This window comes from Bacillus sp. z14 (2026) (assembly GCF_058313575.1).
Genome location: NZ_JBZFQK010000003.1, coordinates 395,033 through 418,532, shown reverse-complemented (window position 1 = coordinate 418,532; position 23,500 = coordinate 395,033). Strand labels below are relative to the sequence as shown.

General features: G+C 35.8%; 20 protein-coding genes and 1 pseudogene. 15 read left to right on the top strand and 6 right to left on the bottom strand.

All coding sequences use genetic code 11. The features are described from left to right. The first annotated feature begins 65 nt into the window (after positions 1-65). The 3 genes from AC4G3O_RS12975 (at position 66) to AC4G3O_RS12965 (ending at position 2,537) form a co-directional block, all read left to right on the top strand. Entirely contained in the window at positions 66-974 is a 909-nt protein-coding gene (locus AC4G3O_RS12975) for an LCP family glycopolymer transferase (RefSeq protein ID WP_491136321.1), read from the top strand. 187 nt (positions 975-1,161) lie between these two features. Beyond that, a complete protein-coding gene (locus AC4G3O_RS12970; protein WP_066105755.1) occupies positions 1,162-1,491 on the top strand; it encodes a hypothetical protein in 330 nt (109 codons plus the stop codon). A gap of 551 nt (positions 1,492-2,042) precedes the next feature. Next, a complete protein-coding gene (locus tag AC4G3O_RS12965) occupies positions 2,043-2,537 on the top strand; it encodes a VanZ family protein (RefSeq protein WP_491136320.1) in 495 nt (164 codons plus the stop codon). 214 nt (positions 2,538-2,751) lie between these two features. Here the strand turns inward: AC4G3O_RS12965 and AC4G3O_RS12960 are convergent, their stop codons facing one another. After that, a complete protein-coding gene (locus tag AC4G3O_RS12960) occupies positions 2,752-3,669 on the bottom strand; it encodes a helix-turn-helix domain-containing protein (RefSeq protein ID WP_491136319.1) in 918 nt (305 codons plus the stop codon). Positions 3,670-3,867: 198 nt separating this feature from the next. Between AC4G3O_RS12960 and AC4G3O_RS12955 the strand changes: the two genes are divergently transcribed. Continuing rightward, entirely contained in the window at positions 3,868-4,602 is a 735-nt protein-coding gene (locus tag AC4G3O_RS12955; protein ID WP_491136318.1) for a hypothetical protein, read from the top strand. A gap of 366 nt (positions 4,603-4,968) precedes the next feature. Here AC4G3O_RS12955 and AC4G3O_RS12950 read toward each other — a convergent pair whose 3' ends face one another. The 5 genes and pseudogenes from AC4G3O_RS12950 to AC4G3O_RS12930 form a co-directional block, all read right to left on the bottom strand. Next, positions 4,969-5,640 carry a TcaA second domain-containing protein gene (locus AC4G3O_RS12950; RefSeq protein ID WP_491136317.1) on the bottom strand — a complete coding sequence of 224 codons (672 nt, stop codon included), beginning with the start codon at positions 5,638-5,640 and terminating at the stop codon, positions 4,969-4,971. Positions 5,641-6,619: 979 nt separating this feature from the next. Beyond that, a pseudogene (locus AC4G3O_RS12945) lies at positions 6,620-7,188 on the bottom strand (DUF6944 family repetitive protein). Positions 7,189-7,304: 116 nt separating this feature from the next. Continuing rightward, positions 7,305-8,939: an N-acetylmuramoyl-L-alanine amidase family protein gene (locus tag AC4G3O_RS12940; protein ID WP_491136316.1), complete on the bottom strand. Its 1,635-nt coding sequence runs from the start codon at positions 8,937-8,939 to the stop codon at positions 7,305-7,307. Between the two features lie 313 nt (positions 8,940-9,252). Then, positions 9,253-11,118, bottom strand: a complete 1,866-nt coding sequence (locus tag AC4G3O_RS12935; protein ID WP_491136315.1) for an N-acetylmuramoyl-L-alanine amidase family protein — start codon at positions 11,116-11,118, stop codon at positions 9,253-9,255. 320 nt (positions 11,119-11,438) lie between these two features. Beyond that, entirely contained in the window at positions 11,439-12,194 is a 756-nt protein-coding gene (locus AC4G3O_RS12930) for an SGNH/GDSL hydrolase family protein (RefSeq protein WP_491136314.1), read from the bottom strand. 149 nt (positions 12,195-12,343) lie between these two features. Here AC4G3O_RS12930 and AC4G3O_RS12925 point away from each other — a divergent pair, with 149 nt between their 5' ends. The 11 genes from AC4G3O_RS12925 (at position 12,344) to AC4G3O_RS12875 (ending at position 23,422) form a co-directional block, all read left to right on the top strand. After that, entirely contained in the window at positions 12,344-13,087 is a 744-nt protein-coding gene (locus AC4G3O_RS12925) for a YveK family protein (protein WP_148630462.1), read from the top strand. Beyond that, a complete protein-coding gene (locus AC4G3O_RS12920) occupies positions 13,077-13,775 on the top strand; it encodes a CpsD/CapB family tyrosine-protein kinase (protein WP_490552762.1) in 699 nt (232 codons plus the stop codon). The genes AC4G3O_RS12925 and AC4G3O_RS12920 overlap by 11 nt, the downstream gene beginning before the upstream one ends. An 80-nt stretch (positions 13,776-13,855) precedes the next feature. Next, positions 13,856-14,620 (top strand): tyrosine-protein phosphatase, encoded by a 765-nt coding sequence (locus AC4G3O_RS12915; RefSeq protein WP_491136313.1) that lies wholly within the window; start codon positions 13,856-13,858, stop codon positions 14,618-14,620. Positions 14,621-14,984: 364 nt separating this feature from the next. After that, positions 14,985-15,860 (top strand): UTP--glucose-1-phosphate uridylyltransferase GalU, encoded by an 876-nt coding sequence (gene galU / locus AC4G3O_RS12910; RefSeq protein ID WP_491136312.1) that lies wholly within the window; start codon positions 14,985-14,987, stop codon positions 15,858-15,860. Between the two features lie 56 nt (positions 15,861-15,916). Next, a complete protein-coding gene (locus tag AC4G3O_RS12905) occupies positions 15,917-17,746 on the top strand; it encodes a polysaccharide biosynthesis protein (RefSeq protein ID WP_491136311.1) in 1,830 nt (609 codons plus the stop codon). Positions 17,747-18,130: 384 nt separating this feature from the next. Further along, entirely contained in the window at positions 18,131-18,766 is a 636-nt protein-coding gene (locus AC4G3O_RS12900; RefSeq protein ID WP_491136310.1) for a sugar transferase, read from the top strand. 23 nt (positions 18,767-18,789) lie between these two features. Beyond that, positions 18,790-19,479, top strand: coding sequence for a DUF1919 domain-containing protein (locus tag AC4G3O_RS12895; protein WP_491136309.1), 690 nt, complete (start codon positions 18,790-18,792; stop codon positions 19,477-19,479). Further along, positions 19,457-20,323 carry an NAD-dependent epimerase/dehydratase family protein gene (locus AC4G3O_RS12890; protein WP_491136308.1) on the top strand — a complete coding sequence of 289 codons (867 nt, stop codon included), beginning with the start codon at positions 19,457-19,459 and terminating at the stop codon, positions 20,321-20,323. The genes AC4G3O_RS12895 and AC4G3O_RS12890 overlap by 23 nt, the downstream gene beginning before the upstream one ends. Position 20,324: 1 nt before the next feature. After that, positions 20,325-21,101, top strand: coding sequence for a glycosyltransferase family 2 protein (locus AC4G3O_RS12885; RefSeq protein WP_491136307.1), 777 nt, complete (start codon positions 20,325-20,327; stop codon positions 21,099-21,101). 78 nt (positions 21,102-21,179) lie between these two features. After that, positions 21,180-22,298, top strand: a complete 1,119-nt coding sequence (locus tag AC4G3O_RS12880; RefSeq protein WP_491136306.1) for a glycosyltransferase family 1 protein — start codon at positions 21,180-21,182, stop codon at positions 22,296-22,298. 74 nt (positions 22,299-22,372) lie between these two features. Then, positions 22,373-23,422 (top strand): polysaccharide deacetylase family protein, encoded by a 1,050-nt coding sequence (locus AC4G3O_RS12875; RefSeq protein WP_491136305.1) that lies wholly within the window; start codon positions 22,373-22,375, stop codon positions 23,420-23,422. The last annotated feature ends 78 nt before the right edge of the window (positions 23,423-23,500 follow it).

The following is a 23,500-nucleotide window of genomic DNA, read 5'->3' as shown; positions in this document are numbered from 1 at the left end:
AAAACGTATGAAAAGGGGGAGGAAAGTAGAAGACTAAAGATAAAAACTAAAAAGAAGAGAATGCGATGAATGTAAATCGAGGTGCAGATAAACGAAAGAAATATAGATGGTTATGGATTTCCGGGTTTGTAATTGTGATTGTCCTGGTTGTCGGATATCCTATTTATCAGGCCTTTCAAGCAATAAAGGATCCACTGCGGGAACGCCAATCACCCTATAGAGAAGAACAGCTTGATTTAACTAAAAAAGAGCCATTTTCATTATTGCTGCTAGGTATAGATACAAACGGCAGACCGGATACAACAATGGTCATAACGGTCAATCCGGAACACAATAACATTAAAATGCTTGGTATTCCACAGGATACAAGAGTAAAAATTGCTAGAAGCAAGAATTGGGATAAAATCAGCGATGCCTATCAAGAAGGCGGAGCGGAACTGTCGATGGAGACAGTTGAACAGTTTTTCGGAATCCCGATTGATTATTATGTGAGCATCAATACGGATGGGGTGGAGGAGCTGGTGGACGCCATCGGAGGTATCACCGTTGAAAACCAGTTAGACTTCTCTTATGATGGCCAACATTTTGCTAAAGGTAAAATCCAGTTAAATGGTGAAGAGGCATTGGCCTATATGCGCATGCGCCAGCTGGAGCCAAATGGTGAAGAAGGGCGGCAACAACGCCGGTACGAGGTCATTGGAGAGGTAATTCGAACAGGTGCCAATATCCGAAGCTTAACTCACTATGATCAAATCGCTACTACCTTAATGAATAATGTGAAAACAAATATCACAATTTCAGAGATGATAAAAATAAAAAATAACTATAAGGAGGCAGTTCAGCATATTGATCGTATCAGTATGGAAGGCACAGCTGAAAAAATAAATGGAATCTATTATGAGGTAATTCGCGAGGAAGAGGTCAAAAGAATTAAAGGAATTTTACAAAAACATATGGAATATTTTAGGTATTAAAGGTAGAATAAAGAATATAAAATATTCGTCTAGGAATATTCCTGGAGTTATAAAAATATGCGCCAGAGCGAGCATTTTTGAATAAACATGTAAGAATATTGGTGTTTTACTCATATGTGGTCAGGCCACCTTCATAGGCACTCCTGTTATACTAGGAACAAATAACCAATGAAGGAGGCTGGGCATAGTGGAGTTAAACGTAAAAGTACAACCAAAGTTTATTGACGGTGAGTGTTCAATTGAATTTTCGTTCTCTTTTGATTGGGAAAACATGAAAATTGGTGAAGCGGTTATTCTGACATGTGAAGAGGAAATGGACGCTCAACTTATTGAAGAAAAGCCGATGCTAAACCCTAAGAAACGTGAAACAAAATACCCGAAAATTGCCTTTGTCACGGACCTAGCAGTCATAGACGGACATAAAACAGCCGCTATTAATGAAATCAAAAAATTTCTAAACGTCATTGGAATCCAAAATATTCGTTACCAAGATAATCGACTAGCCAGTATGGCATAATTATATAAGGTAAGACCAGATTTTGTGCTCTTAGGAGGCGGGGTTTGGTCTTTTTGCATTTATAAGAGATGAAGTAGCAATTACCGGGTAAAAGTTCTCTCTGGGTGTTTTAAGGCAATACTGTTATTGGAGAGAATGCAATGACTAAAAGACTATCTTTCTTTAGATGTAGGCATAAAAAGAGATTTTTGGGAAGAATGAACAAACAGGATCTGTTCATATGTCCCTAGAGACGTTAATTTATCGGCTTATATTACTAAATTAGGGATATTAGCAATCTATTGAGCGATTTGTACTGTAAATGAGCTAATTCCCGATAATGCCTCTCCGTTTCATACCTATTAAAAAGTAACCTCCCTAAAAGAATAGCCAAAACCGTGAAACAGCCACATCAATAGGGTTTTATTAGCCATTGTGTTTTATATCTTTCATACAGGCAAACATACATGATACATAGAAAACGAATTAATCAATCGATTGATTAAGAGAAAATCTCCATTCTGCAAGTCTTTGGCATTTACCTTGCGGATGAATTCGGCTAGGATAGGAATATGAATAATGCTAGGAAAAAGATCATATACCGTTTAATCCTTTTATTGTTGGTTGTAGGAGTAGTATTTTATTCCTCCTCACAGCCTTATACCGAACAAAACATTCAACCGTTACTGAGTGAGAACTTAAAGCTTCCTGATTCGGTAGTGGCTTTGCTTTCAAAAATAAGCTTCACCTATGCTGGTGTAGAGATTAGTGTGGAAGCCTTAGGGTTGCCGGGTTTTATTGAGTTTTTTATCCGTAAGGGTGCCCATTTTAGCGTTTACTTTGTAATAGCGTTTATATTGGCCAGTATCGTCAGAGTATGGGTACAGCGAGAGGTGAAGGTAACGGCAATCACGATGGGAATTGTCTTTCTATATGCCTGCTCAGATGAATGGCATCAGTCATTCACAGGTGACCGCACGCCACTCTTTCATGATGTGATGATTGATACAGTGGGTGGATTGACAGGGATTGTCTTATATTTTGTATGGAGAAAATTTCGAAAGTAATATTTATTGGAGAGAAGCTGGAACATAATAGCTTCAAATAAGAGAAAAGGCGAATTGAATACACACAACTTCGCCTTTCTTAAAATCTAGTTGAGCTTAGGCGCCGGTAAAAAGATGTATATATATCATTCAGAAAAGCTCTTTGGAAAAGTAAATATCTATGTAGATGCTTTAACGGGTGATAATATTGTTAGGGTATAATAGAAAAAGCTGATCATGTTTTAGAATGATCAGCTTTTGTTGTGTCTCCGTAGTTTAATTCCAAGGAACTCTTTTTTTCCTTCAGAAGGTTCATATATTTTTTATCTTCGATTAATTCGAATATCGAAATAGCCTTATTTAAATAATATATGGAATCCGAATACTTACCAAGCTTTTCAAGATTGTAGCTAACTTGATAATGTAATTCAGCCAATGGGAATAGATTGTCTTTTTCTAAGCAATATTTTATACCGTTTTTACAGTATGTAATAGATTCATCATATTGTTTCAATCGAGTATACACTCTGGCAATATTATAATACAGCCGCGGTAAAATCGAATGATCACTAATGAAAACTAAATGTGATAAATGCTCTTTAGCTTCCAAAAATATTTTTAGAGAAATCTCATTCTGATTGTCTGTAACATAGACTGCTCCCATAGACATGAGTACTTCTATTTCTCTTTCATTCCAAACTTTATCCAAAACATGTGTTAAGTCAATTGCTGACTTAAGCAATTCTATAGATTTTTCCACATTATTATTTACAGCATGCTCATAGACACCCTTGTGCCATAAGATCAGCTGTCTGTTACGCCCATTTTGCGTAAAGAGCGGATTGTCCTCTTCTAATTTTACAATTCTATTCATCTCTTCGTAGAGGAGATGGCGCCGCGTTAGCCGTAACTGTCTGCTTACCTCATTAACATAGTCTACTCTAGGAGTAGAACCAATTTCAAAGAAGTAGTTAACATCCACTCCTAATTTTTGTGAAATGAGATATAAGGTATTAGCATAAGGATATACATCACCTTTTTCAATTTTACTTATCTGTGCTTGTGTACATATTCCTTGGGCTAGCTCATCTTGAGATAGTTTAAGTGATTTCCTCAAATCTCTTATTCGCTGACCAATTGCGGAGAAATCCATTCATGGTATCCCCTTTCCGATAGTATTCCTATAGTTATATTTATATGTAAAAAAGTATGTATGTGCTTGTTATATTGAATAAATTGGATCTAAAGTCCCTGTATCGAATAAACCTTTAAAAGTAAATATATGGTTAAATGTAAGTATAAACATAAACCAATTATACTTATAAACTTATGAATGAAAAGGGGAATATGTATGAAAAAGAAAATTATGTTAATCGGCGCTAGTGTGTTAGGTATCAGTGCTTTGACAGCGACAATTACTATTTCTAAAACGGATCTTGCAGAGCTCCCAACGATGTACAATGTAAAACCAACACAAGTAGCGGAGCTTCCGACTATGTACAATGTAAAACCAACGCAAGTAGCGGAGCTTCCGACTATGTACAATGTAAAACCAACGCAAGTAGCGGAGCTTCCGACTATGTACAATGTAAAACCAACGCAAGTAGCGGAGCTTCCGACTATGTACAATGTAAAACCAACACAAGTAGCGGAGCTTCCGACTATGTACAATGTAAAACCAACGCAAGTAGCGGAGCTTCCGACTATGTATAATGTAAAACCAACACAAGTAGCGGAGCTTCCGACTATGTACAATGTAAAACCAACACAAGTAGCGGAGCTTCCGACTATGTACAATGTAAAACCAACGCAAGTAGCAGAGCTTCCGACTATGTATAATGTAAAACCAATGCAAGTAGCGGAGCTTCCGACTATGTATAATGTGAAACCAACGCGAGTAGCGGAGTTACCGACTATGTATAATGTGAAGCCCACACAAGTGGCAGAGTTACCGACTATGTATAATGTGAAACCAACACAAGTGGCAGAATTGCCGACTATGTATAATGTGAAGCCCACACAAGTAGCTGAACTACCAACCATGTATAATGTAAAACTGAGTAACGGAGTGAATACAATTGGCTAACCATATTGATGAATTTTTATATGTGAGACAGAAGGAAAAAGATGATAAGACGTCGGATGAGTTGCCAACAGTATATTAAGAAACTGTTTACATCAGAATAATTTTTCTGTACTGAGGAAATGATTTTCTCAGTACTTTTATATGGAAAAACGAATCATAAAAATGGGCTTTCTTCTACAATATTATCGAATGTTCGTTTTCTGTGCTTGATTCAAACTTCCTATTTGTAAAAGTATACTGAGAAGTTTTAACAATATAATAAGAGAATAGACCTAAGTTTCTTTTTTGTTGCTTATGATATTTCAGTATATATTTGTAAAGAATGAAATAAAAAAAGACAAAGACCGATCTTTGTCTTTCTTATCATTATTCATTTGTATCCAAGCCGACTTCCTCATCATTTAAATTCATGTTGATTTTCTCATCACTATTCCACAAAACAACCTGCTTCTTTTCATTGATATCAGTATCATTTGTTTTCAATTTTGCCTCGACTTTGTATTCTCCCGGTAGAAGGGGACCGACTTTCTTTTCATAAATGACTTCGTTGGCCTTCACGACTTGTTCACCATTCACCATTAAGGTGGCATGCTTAGAATTTGTGGTAATCGTCAGATAAACTGGATCGATTTCAATTGAATAGTTGTCGGGCAGCCAGGAATTTGTATTCTTTTTTAGTGTTAAAAATCCTTCAATCCTGGGCTGTTCCTTACCTGTTTTGGATGAATCATCATCATAATATCGGGATTGTTCATGGAGAACTGTCAGAAGGCTTTGGGTGTAATCAGGATTTTTTTGAAGGTAATCCATCAAGATTTTTGTATTTTCTTCGTCAATAACCAGGTCTTCATTTGATGAGGTTAGAATCCGGGAGAGCTGACGTACATTTTGATCGGCGAGAGCGGTCTCAACTTTTTTGACAAGAGTATCCTTATCGAGAAACGGTCCCTTTATAAAATAAAAGCTAACGAATAAAAGGACAGTAAGTATAATCATTAGGGATATTTTAAATAGTGGGGATATTTTTAGATTCGCCATTTTCCTCACACCACCTTTAGGGTTGGGTCATAAGTAACAGTTACTTACTTCTACTATATCGGCATATCAAAGATAATTTCAAATAATACATATTGAATTTTTTATGACAAAAGACAGTAACCATCTATATGTATAGTATACTTTCAACCCAGAGGAGTTAGAAGACCAAATTAATCAATCGATTAATGAATAGGCCCAAATAAAATAATCACCCGTCAAGATACGGATGATTGGTTACTTGAAAGCAACAATGGAGGAAAAGTGAGAAAGAAAATAAAGCGAAGGATTGTATATTTATCTTTTTAGAAGTGAACAGAGGAAAAGACCTTTAACCTACGTTCCTGCCCTACAAATATACTTGAGGTAAGGAACCATCCGATTGGCGATGATTAAAATGTCCGACGCTGACTGACTGCATTCAGGATAAAGATCTTTTCTTGTTTAGAAAGCATTCTCCAACTGCCTGCTCGGATTCTCATAGTTTCGCGCCTCCTTTTTTATACATAATTTGGAATAGTTGTACCCTATTTATACCGTAAAAAACACGAAGTGAAACAAAACAAATACCAACAAATAGTCATTTTAAATGAACTGGTTAGCCAGAAACTGTGGAAAAGTGATAGGGAAACCTGTATAACGGCTATCTGAATAGCAGAAGGTGTCGGTAAAAAGTTTAAGAAATTTATAAAAAAGAACGTTTATTAGGGGATTAGACTTATTGTCATCATGGGAATCTTCTCAAGTGATACGATAGCAGCTATTTCTTTCCGACATATTCTATAAACCAACTCCCACTATACATCAAACTTCAGGAAATCTTGTTGTCCAGAATATACTGTCGCTAATCAGCTCGTCATCTAGCGGAGGGCACAGAAAGTTGGTCCCGATATATACCTCTATTGGATTCTCCGCTTTTCTCCCTACTATTTAAAGCTATTCCTGTATGTAAAAATGTCCTCCTCCAGAGGAGGGCATCTTATTAGTTAATACCTGGTTTATTTTCATGAGCCTCCTCGAGTTGTTGACCGATGGCGGATAGAACAGCGCCAACGGCTTGAATCCAGCTTCCCAATGCAACATAGAATTGTCCCTCCTGCTGGTCATTAACTTGAATTTTAACGCCGAATGCTTGAATGACACTCCCAATGGTCTGAAGAATATTACCGATCAAAATTTTTGATGCTCCTAGAGTAGTATTATCGCCCAATTCATCAGCTGCACTGACTCCGCTGCCTAATGCCTGTAACAAATTACCCTGAATCGCGATATTCGTATTGGTAGGTTCAGGGAAATCAACAGCAATTCCTGTAATGACTTCCAAGGCTCCGATACTAGATATAACATTCCCTGCATATTCAAGTGAGGATTTATTATCTTGTCCGTCTGCGGCTAAGCCGGCACCAACTGCTTCCAGTTCATTCCCGACTAAATTAAGTTCCTTTGTATTTTGTTTGATAATTCAGTGTTTGGAGTAGAGCCGATGGCTACAACAATGGCTCCGATAGCCGTCAGCCAGGCTCCAACTATTTCTTTCAATTGATTTGACACCCTATCACATCCGTTTATGGATAATCGTTATAGTGTATTCCGACGATTGAGTGATGGATTGGATTTTAGTTAAAATTAAAAGCCTCCGAAGTATTTCAGAGGCTATAGATTTAACATTATTTATTTTTGAAATATACATTTAAGCCATTTAATATACCCTGTGCTGCTTTCTTGTGATAGCTGGTTTGGGAAATGGTTTTTTCCTCGGCTGCATTTGAAAGGAATCCGAGTTCGAGCAGAGCAGCAGGTTGTTTATTATCTCGTATGACTCGATAATTACCATATTTAACTTTACGATTTTTCAAGCCAGTAGCTTTAATTAATTCACCATGTATGGCATTTGCCAAGGTGCTATTATGATGATAAAAAGTTTCTATTCCAGATGCTGATGGTACATTTGGTGCATTATTGTAATGAATGCTTACAAACGCATCTGCTTTTTTAGAGTTACTGAGTGCTACTCTGTCTTCTAATGAAATAACGGTATCATTACTGCGTGTCATAATGACGGTTGCACCGGCATTCTTAAGTAGGGTAGCCAGTTGATTGGCCGTACTTAGATTAATATCCTTTTCCATTGTTTTTAATTTTACACCAATAGCTCCCGTTTCTGAGCCGCCATGACCAGGATCAATAACGATGATTTTTTCCTTCACACTCTTATATACCAGTGTTTGGCTTGGAATCCATCCAATCTGACCGGATGTCAGCTTGACCTGTGTAAAGTTGCCTTTTGTAGTAAGCTTTATCACACTAGTGTTTTTAGCAACTGAGGCTAAAACAGTAGATTTAGTATCAGCATCCTTGTACAGGGATGTGTTGGTGTTAGTGTAAAGGTATTCTGTTGTAGCCGATTCGGCCTTTTTGGTTGATATATATTGCATAGCAACCCAACCAACTTTACTGTTGGAAGTTTTAATTTTCCCCCAAGATCCACTTTTCTGTTGCAGAGTAACAGCAGCATTTTTCTTCACCGTGGTGATAACCTTGGAAGAAGTACTCGCACTTGCGCGAACATTTAAACTGGTCGCTGTGACATAGTAGGTACCGAGATTCGTCGAAGTCACCGGTTTCTTAGTAGAAATATAGGATAAAGAAACCCAACCAACTTTACCGTTGGAAGTTCTGATTTTCCCCCAGGATCCACTTTTCTGCTGAAGAGTAACAGCAGCATTTTTCTTCACAGTCATGATAACTTTGGAAGAAGTGCTCGCACTAGCGCGAACATTTAGACTAGTAGCTGTGACATAATATGTACCCAGATTTGCTGCGGCAGTCGTTGGCTTTGTCTTTGTCAGGCTTGAAGCAGGTACCCATCCGGTCACCTTTTTGCTTGAATAATAGACTTTAAGCCAGTTGCCCTTTTGCCCTTTTACTGAAACGGCTGTGCCTTTCTTAATGGTCGCCAGAGATTTGGCAGAGGAAGAAGCTGTTTGTTTTATGGACAGATTGTCTGTCTGTGCATAGCCATTCCAGCTTACATAGGTAAGATAAGAACTCGAAACCCAACCCGTTTTTTTATCATATGTAATCTTGCTCCAGTTATTTTGTTCTGATTGAACAGTTACCACTTTGCCCTTTTTAATTTTCCCTACAATAGACGATTTGGTCGAAGGCTTAGAGCGGACATTTAATGTGCTGGCGTTGACTTTAGATGAGTAGCTGGCAGCATTTGCTTTCTCCGGTAACATAGTAATGAAAAATGATAGCATAATCAGCACACTGACAGCTTTAATAGAGAGTTTCCTCAAAATATCACCTCTTACATAAACTATTCTATTTTTTAATCGGACAAATCTAATGTGTTTATTAAAGAATATGGAATAGATTTTTCCTTATGGAGCGTAAAGGCCCATATATTAAAATATAATAGAAGGCTAGAAGGGGTAAATAAGAAAAAGGTGTTAATTATGTAAGGAATTTATAAGTCAAAAAGCACCCAAATATCAAGCTGCATCTAAATATGTTAGAAGTGTCTAACAGCTGGGCGCAGTTCAAAATAGGGTTCTTTTTATCTATAGTTTTCGGCTTCCTTTGAATAGGAGGCTGCAAATTAAAATGCTATTATTTTTGTTTGAAATATACATTCAACCCATTATAGATTGCTTGGGCTGCTTTTTTATGATAGCTGGTTTGGGAAATGGTTTTTTCTTCGGCTGCATTTGTCAGAAATCCAAGTTCTAGCAAGGTAGCTGGTTGTTTATTACTCTTGATGACTTGAAAATTACCTTGTTTAACTTTCCGATTTTTCAAACCTGTTGCTTTAATCAATTCAACGTGTATAGCACTTGCCAGACTGCTATTATGATAATAAAAAGTCTCAATTCCAGTTACTGTTGGATCCTTTCGAAATGCATTGTAATGAATGCTTACAAACGCATCTGCTTTTTTGGAGTTACTGAGTGCTGCCCTGTTGGCTAAAGAAATAAAGGTGTCATTGCTGCGAGTCATGATGACGGTGGCACCGGCATTCCTCAGTAGGGTAACCAATTGATTGGCTGTACTTAGATTAATATTCTTTTCCTTCGTTTTTAGCTTTACCCCAATAGCTCCCGAATCTGATCCGCCATGCCCTGGATCAATAACGATGACTTTTCCCCTCACACTTTTGGAAACAATCAGTGTTTTGCTGGTAATCCAACCAATCTGGCCGGATGTCAGTTTTACCTGTGTAAAGCTACCATTTGTATTCAGTTTCATCACACTAGAGTTTTTTACAACTGAAGCCAATACGGTAGATTTTGAGTCAGCATTCTGGTATAGAGAAGTGTTGGCGTTGGTAACCAGGTACTCCGTTTTATTTGATACTGGCTGTGGTGTTTTCGTATTAACCGGTTTTTTAGTTGAAATATGTTTCATAGCAACCCAGCCGATACTACCGTTAGATGTTTTCACTTTTCCCCAGGTACCGCTTTTTTGCTGAAGAGTAAGGGCAGCATTTTTCTTCACAGTCGTGATGACTTTGGAAGATGTGTCCGCCTTCTGACGTACATTTAAACTGCTAGCCGTAACATAATAAGTACCAAGATTCGTAGCCGGTTTTTTAGTAGAAAGATAAGAGAGACTTACCCAGCCGACTTTACCGTTTGAAGTCTTCACTTTCCCCCAGGTACCACTTTTCTGCTGAAGAGTAACCGCGGCGTTTTTCTTTACCGATGTGATGACCTTGGATTTGGTGCTGGCTTTCTCACGAACATTCAAGCTGGTAGCCGTGACATAGTAGGTACTAAGATTCGCAACTGATTTTTTAGTAGAAATATAAGTGAGGGATACCCAGCCAACTTTACCGTTAGAGGTTTTTACTTTCCCCCAGGATCCGCTTTTTTGTTGAAGCGTAAGAGAAGCGTTTTTCTTCACAGTTGTGATAACCTTTGCTTTTGTGCTCGCTGTCGTACGAACATTCAGGCTGGTAGCTGTGACATAATAGGTTCCCAGGTTTGCTGTACCAGTTGCAGGCTTTGACTTTGTCAGACTTGAAATAGATACCCACCCAGTCACCTTTTTACTAGAATAATAGACTTTAACCCAGCTTCCTGTTTGCCCTTTTACTGTAACGGCCGTCCCATTGTTAATAGTTGCAAGAGATTTGAAAGAGGAAGAGGAAGAGGCCGTTTTTTTAATAGACAGATTATTTACTTTTGCATATCCTGTCCAATTGGAATATGTAAGATATTTGCTCATTACCCAACCAGTTTTCTTATCGTATGTAATCTTGCTCCAGTTATTTTGCTCAGATTGAACTGTGACCACTTTGCCTTTTTTGATTTTTCCGATGACAGAGGATTTGGTAGTTGCTTTGGAGCGGACATTTAGGACATCAGCGTTGACTTTAGATGTAAAGCTGGCGGCATCTGCTTTCTCTGGTAACAGAGTAATGATAAATGATAGCAAAATCAGCAAACTGGCAGCTTTAATAAAATATTTTCCCAAAAGTTCTTTCACCTCTTTTTTATTTATTCTTTTCTTTTCATCGGATGAATGAAATAAATTTAAAGAGGTTTGTTAAAGAATGTAAAAAAACTAGGATGAAAATAGTGTTTTTTATCTTTTAAACGTGCAGTATCTCCTGAATTGTGAGGAGAAAGGATGAATGAACTGTAGATTTTGTTGATAACATAATCGGTTAGACTCAAAACAAAAAACACCCAAAAATGGGTGCTTAGGAGATTCTCGTCTTCAATTATTGGCAACTCTATAAGTTTAATTAATATAAAATCGAAGGTACCATATCTATTCTTCAGAGCTTCTTATTATATCCCAAATAATTTCAAGACCTCTTTACTCCAAATCTCAATCCCTTTTTCGTTTGGAGAACTTTTATCTGATTTCAGGTAATCCATTAATTCAGCTTCATCTGGCCAAGCCTGCCAATGGTCAATATATGTATAGTCCTCCTCCGCTGCGAATTCCTTTAGGGCGTCTACTTGTGTTGAATAGATGGGACCATTTGGGATAGGATGAGTAGGCATAAGAATCACGTAAAGATCCTCATTGATCGATTGTAATTCTTCAATGATAGTAGAAATATTATCGTGGTTATCCTCCACTTCAACATTGCCATTATCAGCTAGAGTCAGAGCTTCTAGAATAAGAACATCAGGCTTGGCATCCTGATAATTACTGATTAAGCCTTCTTCTATTAATTGAGTTGATGTGCCGTTGAAATCTATGAATGATACAGTAACATCCGACTCAAATGACCTTTGCAACTCCTGACTGATTGTTAACCCTAACCCGCTTTTTTGATCTCCCAATGCTTTCGATCCGGCTATCAAAATATTAGCCTTTTCATGCATGCTGATCGCTTTTTCGAGAGCGCTCTTCAGGTCATCCTCTTTAACATTCTCAAAAGGTGAAGAGGTCTTCTCCTCTTTTTTTGGTTCAGCTTGTTCTTTTTCGTTTTCCATGGCAACGGTTTTTGCGATTTGGCTGCTCCAGTAGTTTTGACCGAAAACTAGAACAAGGACGGTGAATATTGTAAGTAAAAGCATGGTAATAGATTTCATTTTTCTCCCCCCCCGAGTCGACAAATAATTTCACTTTATATGTATATATTACATTTTATTAGAAAGAATTAAATAAAATTTCCAAAAAACAGATGAAATTTTCCAAAATTGTTGTATAATACTTAATATTATGTTAAACGGAGGATGAAATGGAAGAAACTATTAGCCTGAAAGATTTGTTTGAAACCTTAAAAAAACGTGCATGGTTCATTATCATGATTACCGTTTTGGCAGTTTTAATAAGCGGAGTAACAAGCTTTTTTATTTTGACTCCAATCTATCAATCTTCTACACAGCTGCTTGTTAATCAGGCAAAAAGTGAAGAAGCAATATATAACAGCAACCAAGTTCAAACAAATCTGCAACTCATCGAAACGTACAATGTCATTATGAAGAGCCCGGCCATATTGGATAAGGTGATTGAAGAATTGGATTTGAAACTATCACTAAGCCAGCTCACCAATAAAATAACGGTAGCAAGTGAACAGGAATCGCAGGTAGTGAATGTATCTGTTACAGACGAGGATCCGCATATGGCTGCAAAAATAGCCAACACAACAGCAGAGATTTTTAAAGAAGAAATCGTGGAAATTATGAAGGTCGATAATGTCAGCATCCTTGCAAAAGCAACGGTTTCAGAGAATGCTTCACCGATTAAACCGCAGCCACTTCTCAATATCGCGATTGCCATGGTTGTTGGATTAATGATTGGTGTGGGAATTTCCTTCTTAATGGAGTATTTAGATAATACGATTAAAACAGAACAGGATATCGAACGAATTCTGGATTTACCGGTGATTGGTGTCATTGGTGTAATTGAAGAAAGCAATGTGCAAATGGAAGGAAATGCAAGAACGAAACGAGCAGGAAGAGGTGAGCAACATGGCGCGTAAGAAGGGCAGACAGTTTGGAAACAGCAATCAGCGAAAGCTCGTTACCTATTTGGAACCAAAATCACCGATTTCGGAGCAGTTCCGTACATTAAGGACTAATATCCAATATTCCTTTATAGATGAAGAGATGCAAACGATTATGATTACATCTTCTGGCCCCACTGAAGGGAAATCAACAACAGCTGCTAATATCGCCGTAGTGTTTGCCCAACAGGGGAAAAGGACATTATTCATAGATGCCGACCTGCGTAAACCTTCTTCGCATTATACGTTCTCGTTTACGAACAACGTGGGATTAACAAGTGTATTGACGAGACAAATAGAGTTAGGTAAAGCAATCCAGATTGTAGAGCCTTTGGGTCTACATGTGTTAACAAGCGGACCGCTTCCGCCAAATCCTGCTGAGTTATTATCATCAAAATCGATGAATGAATTGATTAATCAGGCGAAGGAAGACTTTGACATCATCATCGTTGATACCCCGCCGATCACAGCCGTTACAGATGCACAAATAATTGCGAATATTTGCCAGGGAGTCGTACTCGTAGTGAGCAGCGGACGGACGCAGGTGGAAGATGCTGTCAAGACGAAAGAACTTTTATTAAATACCGGTACTAAAATCCTGGGTGCTGTTCTTAATAACAGAAAAATGAAGGATAATACGTACTATTATTATGGTAAAAAATAGGTATGTTGCTAGACTTTTACAATAAATATTAGTAAGATAGATTCATTGATTATAAATAAACAAGAAGGGGTTGCTTTATAATGATTGACATACATAGTCATATCTTGCCAAGTGTAGATGACGGTGCACAGAGTTTAAAAGATTCAATGGACATGGCAAAGCTTGCTATCAGCGAGGGAATCAACACAATCATCGCAACCCCACATCATAAAAATGGTGCATACGAGAATACAAGAACAAACTTATTACCCGAGATTGATCAATTAAATGAACAATTGGAGAAAAGCCAAATTTCATTAAAGGTTTTACCCGGCCAGGAGGTCAGGGTGTACGGCGAATTGCTCGAGGATCTGGAGCAGGGCTTTATCCAAACAGTAAACAATTCCTCTTATCTCTTGATTGAATTTCCTTCAAATCATATACCAAGGTACGCAAATACATTATTTTTTGAACTGCAGCAAAAAGGGATCAATCCAATATTAGTCCATCCGGAACGGAATATGGCTATTGTTGAAAATCCAAATCTCCTCTATGAATTTGTCCAAAAAGGTGTCAGTACACAACTTACATCCGGCAGTATCGCCGGTAAGTTTGGCAAGAAAATCAAGAAAGTATCGATGGATTTACTGTCCTCAAACCTGATTCATTTCGTTGCATCAGATGCACATAATGTCTCAACCAGACAGTTCTGGATGAATGAAGCATTGGATGAAATAGAAAAACAGTTCGGATTGGATCAAATCTATTATTTTGAAGAAAATGCAGAGTTACTCATTAGCGGGCAGATAATAATGAGAGAAATGCCACAGCCAGTCAGACAGCGTAAGTTTTTAGGGCTATTTTAATGATGAACCCAATTAGGTGATGCCTCCTAACCTTTATCAAGGGAGACACTCGGCCATGCTGTGGGAGGTTTAATAAGCTTCCTTAGATGCAAGTCATCAGTAGGATGGTGTGAGGGTGGGTTAGATGCCCATGTTTTTTAAAATTCATGTGAATTGATTATAAGTGTGTATAAAAAATTAAAAATAGCTATAAAAAACGTGCGATTAATTACCCCTAATATTGATTATGAAACATAGTAATTGTAATTGTCTAATAATTTTTAATTGTTTTTCGATAATTGAGAATTTATACCTAATTATTTTCCCTGAAAATGTAAAATTTATGATTCGTTATATATGGTAGTTGTGAAAAGGAGGCTATACCTTGCAAAAAGTTAGAAAAGCAATTATTCCCGCTGCTGGACTCGGAACGCGATTCCTGCCAGCTACAAAAGCAATGCCGAAGGAAATGCTGCCAATTGTAGATAAGCCGACGATTCAATATATCGTTGAAGAAGCAATCGAGTCTGGGATAGAAGATATTATTATCGTAACCGGTAAAGGGAAGAGATCCATCGAGGACCATTTCGATCATGCGTATGATTTAGAGAATAACTTGATGGAAAAGGGCAAGTTTGATCTTCTCGAAAAAGTACAAGCTCCTTCCAAGGTCGATATCCATTATATCCGTCAAAAAGAACCAAAGGGTTTAGGCCATGCGATCTGGTGTGCTCGTAATTTTATTGGAGATGAACCATTTGCGGTTTTACTTGGTGATGATATTGTCCAGGCAGACAAGCCATGTCTTCGTCAATTGATGGATGAATATGAAAAAACATTTTCTTCTATTATAGGTGTTCAGCATGTACCAATGGAAGAAACTCATCGGTATGGAATCATTGATCCGATTGAACAAAATGGACACCGCTATCAGGTGAAGAGTTTTGTAGAAAAGCCGGAAAAAGGAACAGCTCCTTCTGATTTAGCGATAATGGGCCGATATATTTTACGTCCGGAAATTTTTAAATTTCTTGGTGAGCAAAATATAGGGGCAGGCGGAGAGATTCAGCTGACAGATGCGATTCAAAAGCTCAATGAAATCCAACGAGTCTTTGCCTATGATTTTGAAGGAAAACGATATGATGTTGGAGAAAAATTAGGATTCATTGAAACATCGATTGAATTTGCGCTTCAGGATGAATCCTTACGCAATGATTTATTACGCTTTATGGAAGAAAAATTAAAAGTGATAAAAAAATAAACTAATTGGAGATAGACCGGACATGTGCCGGTCTTTTTTAGAGGAGAGGTTTGAACGTGACATACCGTAAAAGGTTGACCACATTGATACTAGTAGACTCCATTATCGTGTTAACGGCTATTTATTGCAGTTACCTTGTCCTCCACCCGTATTTGGATATCTTCAAAATGGAAACCTTATTAATAACCTCTTTAGCATTGTTAATCAGTCATCATGTGTATGCATTTATTTATAAACTTTATAACAAGGCATGGGAATATGCGAGTATTCGAGAGTTAATTGCGATTGCAAAAGCTGTAACGTTAACAATATTAACAACTGCTATCATTCAAACGATTGTTTTCCAAGATATATATATAAGGGCCTTAGGGATAACCTGGATGCTTCATATCCTGTTGATTGGCGGTTCACGTTTTTCTTGGAGAGTATTCAGGGGCCGTTATATGGGCACGAATGATCTTGCAAAGAAACATACGTTAATTATCGGAGCCGGTGCAGCAGGAACGATGGTAGCCAGACAACTGCTTCAAAAGGTAGATACTGATTTAGTACCTGTAGCCTTCATCGACGACGATCCATATAAACAAAGGCTTCAAATCCATGGTTTACCAGTAGTAGGAGAGACATCTGATATCTCAATGGCTGTTGCCTTACATGAGGTTGAAGTCATAATTATTGCAATTCCTTCCTTATCAAAGGGTGAGATAAAGCGGATTTATGAAGAGTGCTCGAAAACAATGGCGAAGGTTCAGATTATGCCAATGATTGAAGAAATCATGTCAGGCAATGTCTCAGTCACGCAGTTTAGAGATGTAGAGGTAGAGGATTTATTGGGTCGTGAACCAATTCAGCTGGATATTAGTAGTATTTCTGAATATGTGGAAGGGAAGACGATACTGGTTACCGGTGCGGGAGGATCAATTGGCTCTGAAATTTGCCGCCAAATATGCAAGTTTACTCCAGGTAAACTCCTTTTGCTGGGACATGGAGAAAATAGCATTTATTTAATTGATATGGAGTTAAGGAAGCAATATGGTGATTCAATTGAGATTATCCCTATTATTGCAGATATACAGGACAGAAGCAGGATATTTGATGTCATGGAACAATATAAACCGGACGTCATCTATCATGCAGCAGCACATAAGCATGTGCCGATGATGGAATATAATCCGAGAGAAGCTGTTAAGAATAATATTCTTGGTACTCGAAATGTCGCAGAAGGTGCAGATACATTTGGTGTTGGTACGTTTGTGATGGTTTCAACTGACAAGGCAGTAAATCCTCCTAATGTAATGGGAGCAACGAAGCGCTTTGCTGAAATGATTATTCAGAATTTGGCAAAGGAAAGTAAAACAAAGTTTGTTGCAGTACGTTTTGGGAATGTACTAGGTAGTCGTGGCAGTGTGATTCCATTGTTTAAGAAACAAATTCAAGCTGGTGGTCCGATAACGGTTACGCATCCTGATATTACAAGATATTTTATGACAATCCCCGAAGCTTCACGTCTTGTTATACAAGCGGGATCATTAGCTCGTGGAGGAGAAATATTTGTTTTAGATATGGGGGAACCTGTTAAAATTGTTGATTTGGCTAAAAATTTGATCACCCTTTCAGGTTATTCAGTCGATGAAATTGGACTTGAATTCTCAGGTTTAAGACCGGGTGAGAAGATGTATGAAGAGCTTCTTAATGAGAATGAGGTTCAGAAGGAGCATGTATTTCCAAAAATCTTTATTGGGAAGGCGGAGCCGATGGAGAAGCGAGCACTTTATCAGGAGATCGAGGAGCTTCTTGATAAGGATGCGGATGAGATGAAAGAAACGCTTGTAGGGATTGCTAATACAAGATTTAGTGAGAAGCAGTCTTTAATGATTGGTAGTTAAGAGTTGGTTTAAAGCTATATGTTGATTAGTCGGATTTGCTAATCAATGTATTAATTTTTTCTCGTGAAGCTTATATAGATATTAACTATGCATTTCAAAAAAACATTAGCTATCCTTCTTGAATAAAGACTTGATTATTTATTAGTGAAAATAAGAATGGCTGAAAAGAATCTGCTAGTAAAATACTTAATTTAACAAATTGCCCCCTTTATAAGTATTTAGTTACAAAGAAGAAAAGGATTTTATATGGTGTATATAAAATAGGAATTGAATATATATTATATAAGCAATTTTGGTGATTTAGTACTTGCTCGGAACAGATAATTTAAAGATTTGAATTAAGTACTAATGTACTAAAATTATTATTTAAGGAGTGTATTTGTAATGTACTTAAAGATAAAAAGATTAGTAGATGTCATACTTTCCTTAATTGGGCTTATTGTTTTATCACCATTTTTTTTGATTTTAATTATTGCTATCAAATTGGATTCAAAAGGTCCCGTTTTATTCAAACAAAAGCGGGTTGGAATCAATAAAAGTCATTTTAATATTTTAAAGTTCCGTACTATGAAAATAGATACACCAAAGGACACTCCTACACACCTTTTAAATAATCCCGATGAGTATATAACAAGGGTAGGAAAGTTTTTGAGAAAGACATCGCTTGATGAACTACCACAAATTTGGAATATCTTTGTTGGTAAGATGAGTATTATAGGGCCGCGTCCTGCACTTTGGAACCAGTATGATTTAATTGCCGAGCGTGATAAGTATGGCGCCAATGATATTTCACCTGGTTTAACTGGTTGGGCTCAGATTAATGGTAGAGACGAGCTTCCTATTGATATTAAGGCCAAGCTAGATGGAGAGTATGTAGAAAATATTAGTTTTTTTATGGATGCAAAGTGTTTCTTAATGACAGTAATTAGTGTTTTGAAGAGTGATGGGGTTGTTGAAGGAGCTACTAAAGGAAAAAGTAGTAAGATGATAACTATCAATAAAAGTAGCAGAAAATATTAAGAATTATTTTTGGAGAGAGGAAAATGGGCATGGTTCGAATATTAAAAAAAAAGGCCAAATCAATTATAGAAACAACTTGGTTTAAGAGTCCATATATAGAGAATAAGGTTAAAAAATATCGTGAGTATATGAGAAGTAGGTATAACTATGAAAATAATCCAACTATTATAAGTTCTAACTGTATTGGTGGAATTATTTATAATAATTTGAATCATCCTTTTCTGTCTCCTACCATTAATTTGTTTATATCGAGTAAGGATTTTATAAAGCTAATTTCGGATTTAGAAATTTATCTAAATACGGAATTGATATTTAAAGAGACTAGTAAAGAAGGGTATCCAATTGGATTACTTAAGGATATCACAATTTATTTTAATCATTACAAAACTTTTGAAGAAGCAAAAAAGAAATGGGAAGAAAGAGTTAAAAGGGTGAACTATAATAATCTTTATATAATGATGCATGATAGAAATTTAGATTACGAAGACATAAAAAAAATAGGCACAGTACAATGTAAAAGATTTATTTTATTTTCAGCAAAGAACTATCCAGAATTTGACTATGTTTTTCAGTTTAAGCGCTATGAGAAGGTGGGTAAGGTTGGTGGTTTTGTAATGAAGGACATAGATGGTTTTAGGGAATTTGAGAAAGCATTTGATTATGTTGACTGGTTAAATGGAGGTGATAATTTTGGTAATAAATACCTATTCTAAGAAAATACTAATTACTGGTACTAATAGCTTTATTGGTACTTCTTTAGAACGGTGGCTAAACAAATATCCTGATAGATATTATATTGATAAGCTTAATATGAGAGATGAAAAATGGATAGATACACCTTTAACCGGATATGATGTGATTTTCCATGTGGCGGGTATAGCTCATATAAAGGAAACAAAAGAAAATGCCAATCTATATTATAAAGTCAATCGTGATCTAGCAATAAAAATTGCAAGAAAGGCTAAAAAAGAGAGAGTTAAACAATTCATATTTTTGAGTTCAATGAGCGTATATGGAATGGAAACAGGTCTGATAGACGAAAATTCAGTACCGAATCCAACTACCTATTACGGCAAATCTAAATTAGAGGCTGAACAGTCTATTATTGAACTAAGAAGCGCTAATTTTAAAGTGGCAATTATCCGTCCACCAATGGTTTATGGAAAAGGGTGTAAAGGAAACTTTCCTAAACTAGTGAATGCAATAAAGAGAACTCCTGTATTCCCTGATATTCAGAATAATAGAAGTATGATTTATATTGATAATTTGAGTGAATTTGTAAGATTGTTAATTGAGGACAGTAGTCAGGGATTATTTTTTCCGCAAAATGAAGATTACGTATGCACAACTGAAATGGTAAAAGTTTTATCTAGAGTATATAAAAAAAGAATATGGTTCACTAAATTATTTAATCCGCTATTAAGAATGCTATCAACTAACACAACTGATAAGGTATTTGGAAATTTAGTATACAAAGATAGTCTTTCGACTTATAAAAGAAAATATTGTATTTATGATTTTGAATCCTCTATATACCAAACTGAGAGGAGTAGTTAAGTTGAATTTTGATATAAATGATAACCCATTAATAAGTATTATTATGCCAGCGTATAATTGCGAAAAGTACATCGAAGATGCAGTTATTTCCGTCATTAATCAGACCTATAAGTGCTGGGAACTCATAGTGATTGATGATGGGTCAAAAGATAATACCGTTAATATACTTAAAAAGTATGCATTGAACAATCATAGAATTCGTTTTTATAAAAATGAAACCAATATGGGTGTTTCTGAAACAAGAAATCGTGGTATCTCACTTGCTAAAGGTGAATGGGTTGCATTTCTAGATAGTGATGACCTTTGGGAAAAATCTAAACTTGAAAAACAGATCAATTATTCTAAAAAAAAATCTGCTAAATTTGTTTTTACAGGTTCTTCCTATATCAATGCGAGTGGCAAACCTTATAAGGGGGTTTTTCAAGTTCCTGAAAAAGTAACCTACAACAAACTAAGGAAACACAATGTTATCTCATGTTCATCGGTGCTTGTAAAGAAGGATTTTTTTGGAAATATCAAAATGGAAAAAGATGAAATACACGAAGATTATGCAGTTTGGCTCAGAATCCTCAATAAAGGTGAGATTGCATATGGATTAAACGAGCCACTATTAATATATAGAATTTCTAAGAATTCGAAATCCGGAAATAAAATTAAAACTGTAAAGATGACGTATAATGTATACAGATTTATTGGTATTAATCCAATATCTGCTTTATATTTTACGGTAAGTCATTTAGTAGGATCAGTTATTAAATACAGGAGAATCTTAAATTGATTTATAAAAATATTCATATTCATTATGTAAGGAGTATTTCTATTATAGGGATACAATAAGCTTAACGAGGTATTAAGAATGTCCGAAAAGAGAGTCTTACATGTTGTTTCTAGCTTGAGTTTAGGAAATGGTATTACTGGCGTTGTTATGAATTACTATAGAAATTTAAATAGACAAAAAATCCAATTTGACTTTCTTTATTTTGAAGATAGTCAAGAAACTTATAGAGATGAAATAACATCTCTTGGTGGAAGAACATTTAAAATTGATCCACCAAATATAAGAAATATATTTTATTATAAAAAATACGTAAGAGGGTACTTTGAGAGTTTTGAATTTAATTATAATATTGTACATTCACATGAATTAGCACTTTTAACATTTATATCATCAGTACTAAGAGAAAATAATACAAAACACATCATTGCACATAGTCATTCTGTGGCCTATTCATACCACCCATTAAAAGCACTAAGAAATTTCGGGTTATCGCTACCTATTAAAAGAATTTCTGATAGTTTTTGTTCATGTTCAAATGCCTCCGCTGAGTTTTGGTTTGGAAAAAGGTACGTAAAAGAAGGTAAAGTTAACTTAATAAAAAATGCTATAGAATGCGAGAAATATTTTTTCGACGAGACAGTAAAAAAAGAGATTCAGGAAAGTTTGGGTTTGAAGGATAATTTTGTTATCGGGCATGTAGGTAGACTTTCACGTGAGAAAAACCAAGCGTTTTTAATTGATATTTTTCATGAAGTTTATAAAAAGAATCCAAGTGCACGTTTATTATTAGTAGGTGAGGGGCCAATGTTTGCAGATTTAAACGATAAAGTCCACTTTTTAAATTTGAAAGAAAAAGTTATTTTTTTAGGGCAGCGAAATGATGTAAATAAACTTTATCAAGCTATGGATGTTTTTGTTTTCCCGTCAATAAGTGAAGGTTTAGGTATGGCGGCTGTAGAAGCTCAAGTTTCTGGTTTGCCATGTATTATATCCAATACTGTAACAAAAGAAGTTAATCTTCTTAATGCTAAATTTGAATCTCTAAAGGAAAAGCCTCAAGTTTGGGCAGAAAAGATATTAAAGGTTAATCCTAAAAGGAAGAGTACTTATGAAAGTATTAAGAAAAGTGGATATTGCATCAAGGGGGAAGCTAAAAAACTAGAGAAATACTACAAAGATATAATTAATAATATCTAAAGAAGGATTTTTATAACTGTTATATTTATTACAAAATAAGATATTTAAGCAGTTTATATTGAAAGGGATATATAATGAAGAATATTGTTAAAAATCAGGTACGAAGAGCGTTATCAAATCCTTATTTAATTCCTCTAACTTCTCTTTTCTCTCCTATTTATTCAGGTATGGGGAGCATCATTATGTTCCATAGAGTCCTTCCAAATAATGAGGAACTAGTGTGTGAAGATATTGAGATTAAAAAGGACTTTCTGGAAAAAACAGTAAAATATTTTTTGGAAAATAATTATAAGATAGTATCTTTAGATGAAGCATATGAGATAATTACGAGTAAAAATAAAGAAAAGCAAAAGTTTGTTGTATTTACTTTTGATGATGGGTATATAGACAATTATACTGTAGCATTTCCCGTTTTTAAAAAATATAACATACCCTTTACAATTTATGTAACAACAAGTTTTCCTGATAAAACTGCAAAACTCTGGTGGTATGGTTTAAAAGATTTAGTTGAACTGAATGAAAATATTAACTTTAAATATAATGGGGTAAATTACAACTTCTCAGCAAAAACAAAGCAGGAGAAGAAAAATACCTATTTAGAAATTAGAAGATTGATATTGAGTGTAGATGATTTGGATCTGAATAGTTTGTTGAGTGAAATATTCACAAATAATGGTGTAGAGATAAATAATTATGTTAATAGACTTGCTATGAATTGGGATCAAATTAGAGAGTTATCAAATGATAAACTAGTTACAATAGGAGCACATACAATTAATCACTATAATCTGAAACAGTTAGAAATAGAAAGTCTTAAAAAAGAAATATTAGAATCTAAAAATCAAATAGAGTTGCATACGAACAAAAAAGTGGAACATTTTGCCTATCCTTTTGGATCTAAGAATGAAGCGAGTGAAAGAGAATTCGAAATCATAAAGAATTTGGGTTTTAAAACAGCTACTACAACAAGATGCAGTAATATATTTAATAAGCATGCCTCTTACACTAATATTCTACCAAGGATAACTGTAAGTCCTTATACGGAATCTCCATACTTAGAATACTATAATAGTGGGTTAATACCAGCAATTAGGAATAAGTTTAAGAGAGTTATAACAGATTAAATATAATAAGTGAATTGTTTGGAATTATAAATCACTAGCACCTTTTAATAGCCGAATTTATTACGTTTAATATCGATA

Excerpts from the sequence above, each read along its gene's own strand:
- AC4G3O_RS12975 (WP_491136321.1), top strand. The coding sequence starts at position 66 with ATGAATGTAAATCGAGGTGCAGATAAACGAAAGAAATATAGATGGTTA.
- AC4G3O_RS12965 (WP_491136320.1), top strand. The coding sequence starts at position 2,043 with ATGAATAATGCTAGGAAAAAGATCATATACCGTTTAATCCTTTTATTG.
- AC4G3O_RS12960 (WP_491136319.1), bottom strand. The coding sequence starts at position 3,669 with ATGGATTTCTCCGCAATTGGTCAGCGAATAAGAGATTTGAGGAAATCA.
- AC4G3O_RS12955 (WP_491136318.1), top strand. The coding sequence starts at position 3,868 with ATGAAAAAGAAAATTATGTTAATCGGCGCTAGTGTGTTAGGTATCAGT.
- AC4G3O_RS12950 (WP_491136317.1), bottom strand. The coding sequence starts at position 5,640 with ATGGCGAATCTAAAAATATCCCCACTATTTAAAATATCCCTAATGATT.
- AC4G3O_RS12930 (WP_491136314.1), bottom strand. The coding sequence starts at position 12,194 with ATGAAATCTATTACCATGCTTTTACTTACAATATTCACCGTCCTTGTT.
- AC4G3O_RS12925 (WP_148630462.1), top strand. The coding sequence starts at position 12,344 with ATGGAAGAAACTATTAGCCTGAAAGATTTGTTTGAAACCTTAAAAAAA.
- AC4G3O_RS12920 (WP_490552762.1), top strand. The coding sequence starts at position 13,077 with ATGGCGCGTAAGAAGGGCAGACAGTTTGGAAACAGCAATCAGCGAAAG.
- AC4G3O_RS12915 (WP_491136313.1), top strand. The coding sequence starts at position 13,856 with ATGATTGACATACATAGTCATATCTTGCCAAGTGTAGATGACGGTGCA.
- AC4G3O_RS12900 (WP_491136310.1), top strand. The coding sequence starts at position 18,131 with ATGTACTTAAAGATAAAAAGATTAGTAGATGTCATACTTTCCTTAATT.
- AC4G3O_RS12895 (WP_491136309.1), top strand. The coding sequence starts at position 18,790 with ATGGGCATGGTTCGAATATTAAAAAAAAAGGCCAAATCAATTATAGAA.
- AC4G3O_RS12880 (WP_491136306.1), top strand. The coding sequence starts at position 21,180 with ATGTCCGAAAAGAGAGTCTTACATGTTGTTTCTAGCTTGAGTTTAGGA.
- AC4G3O_RS12875 (WP_491136305.1), top strand. The coding sequence starts at position 22,373 with ATGAAGAATATTGTTAAAAATCAGGTACGAAGAGCGTTATCAAATCCT.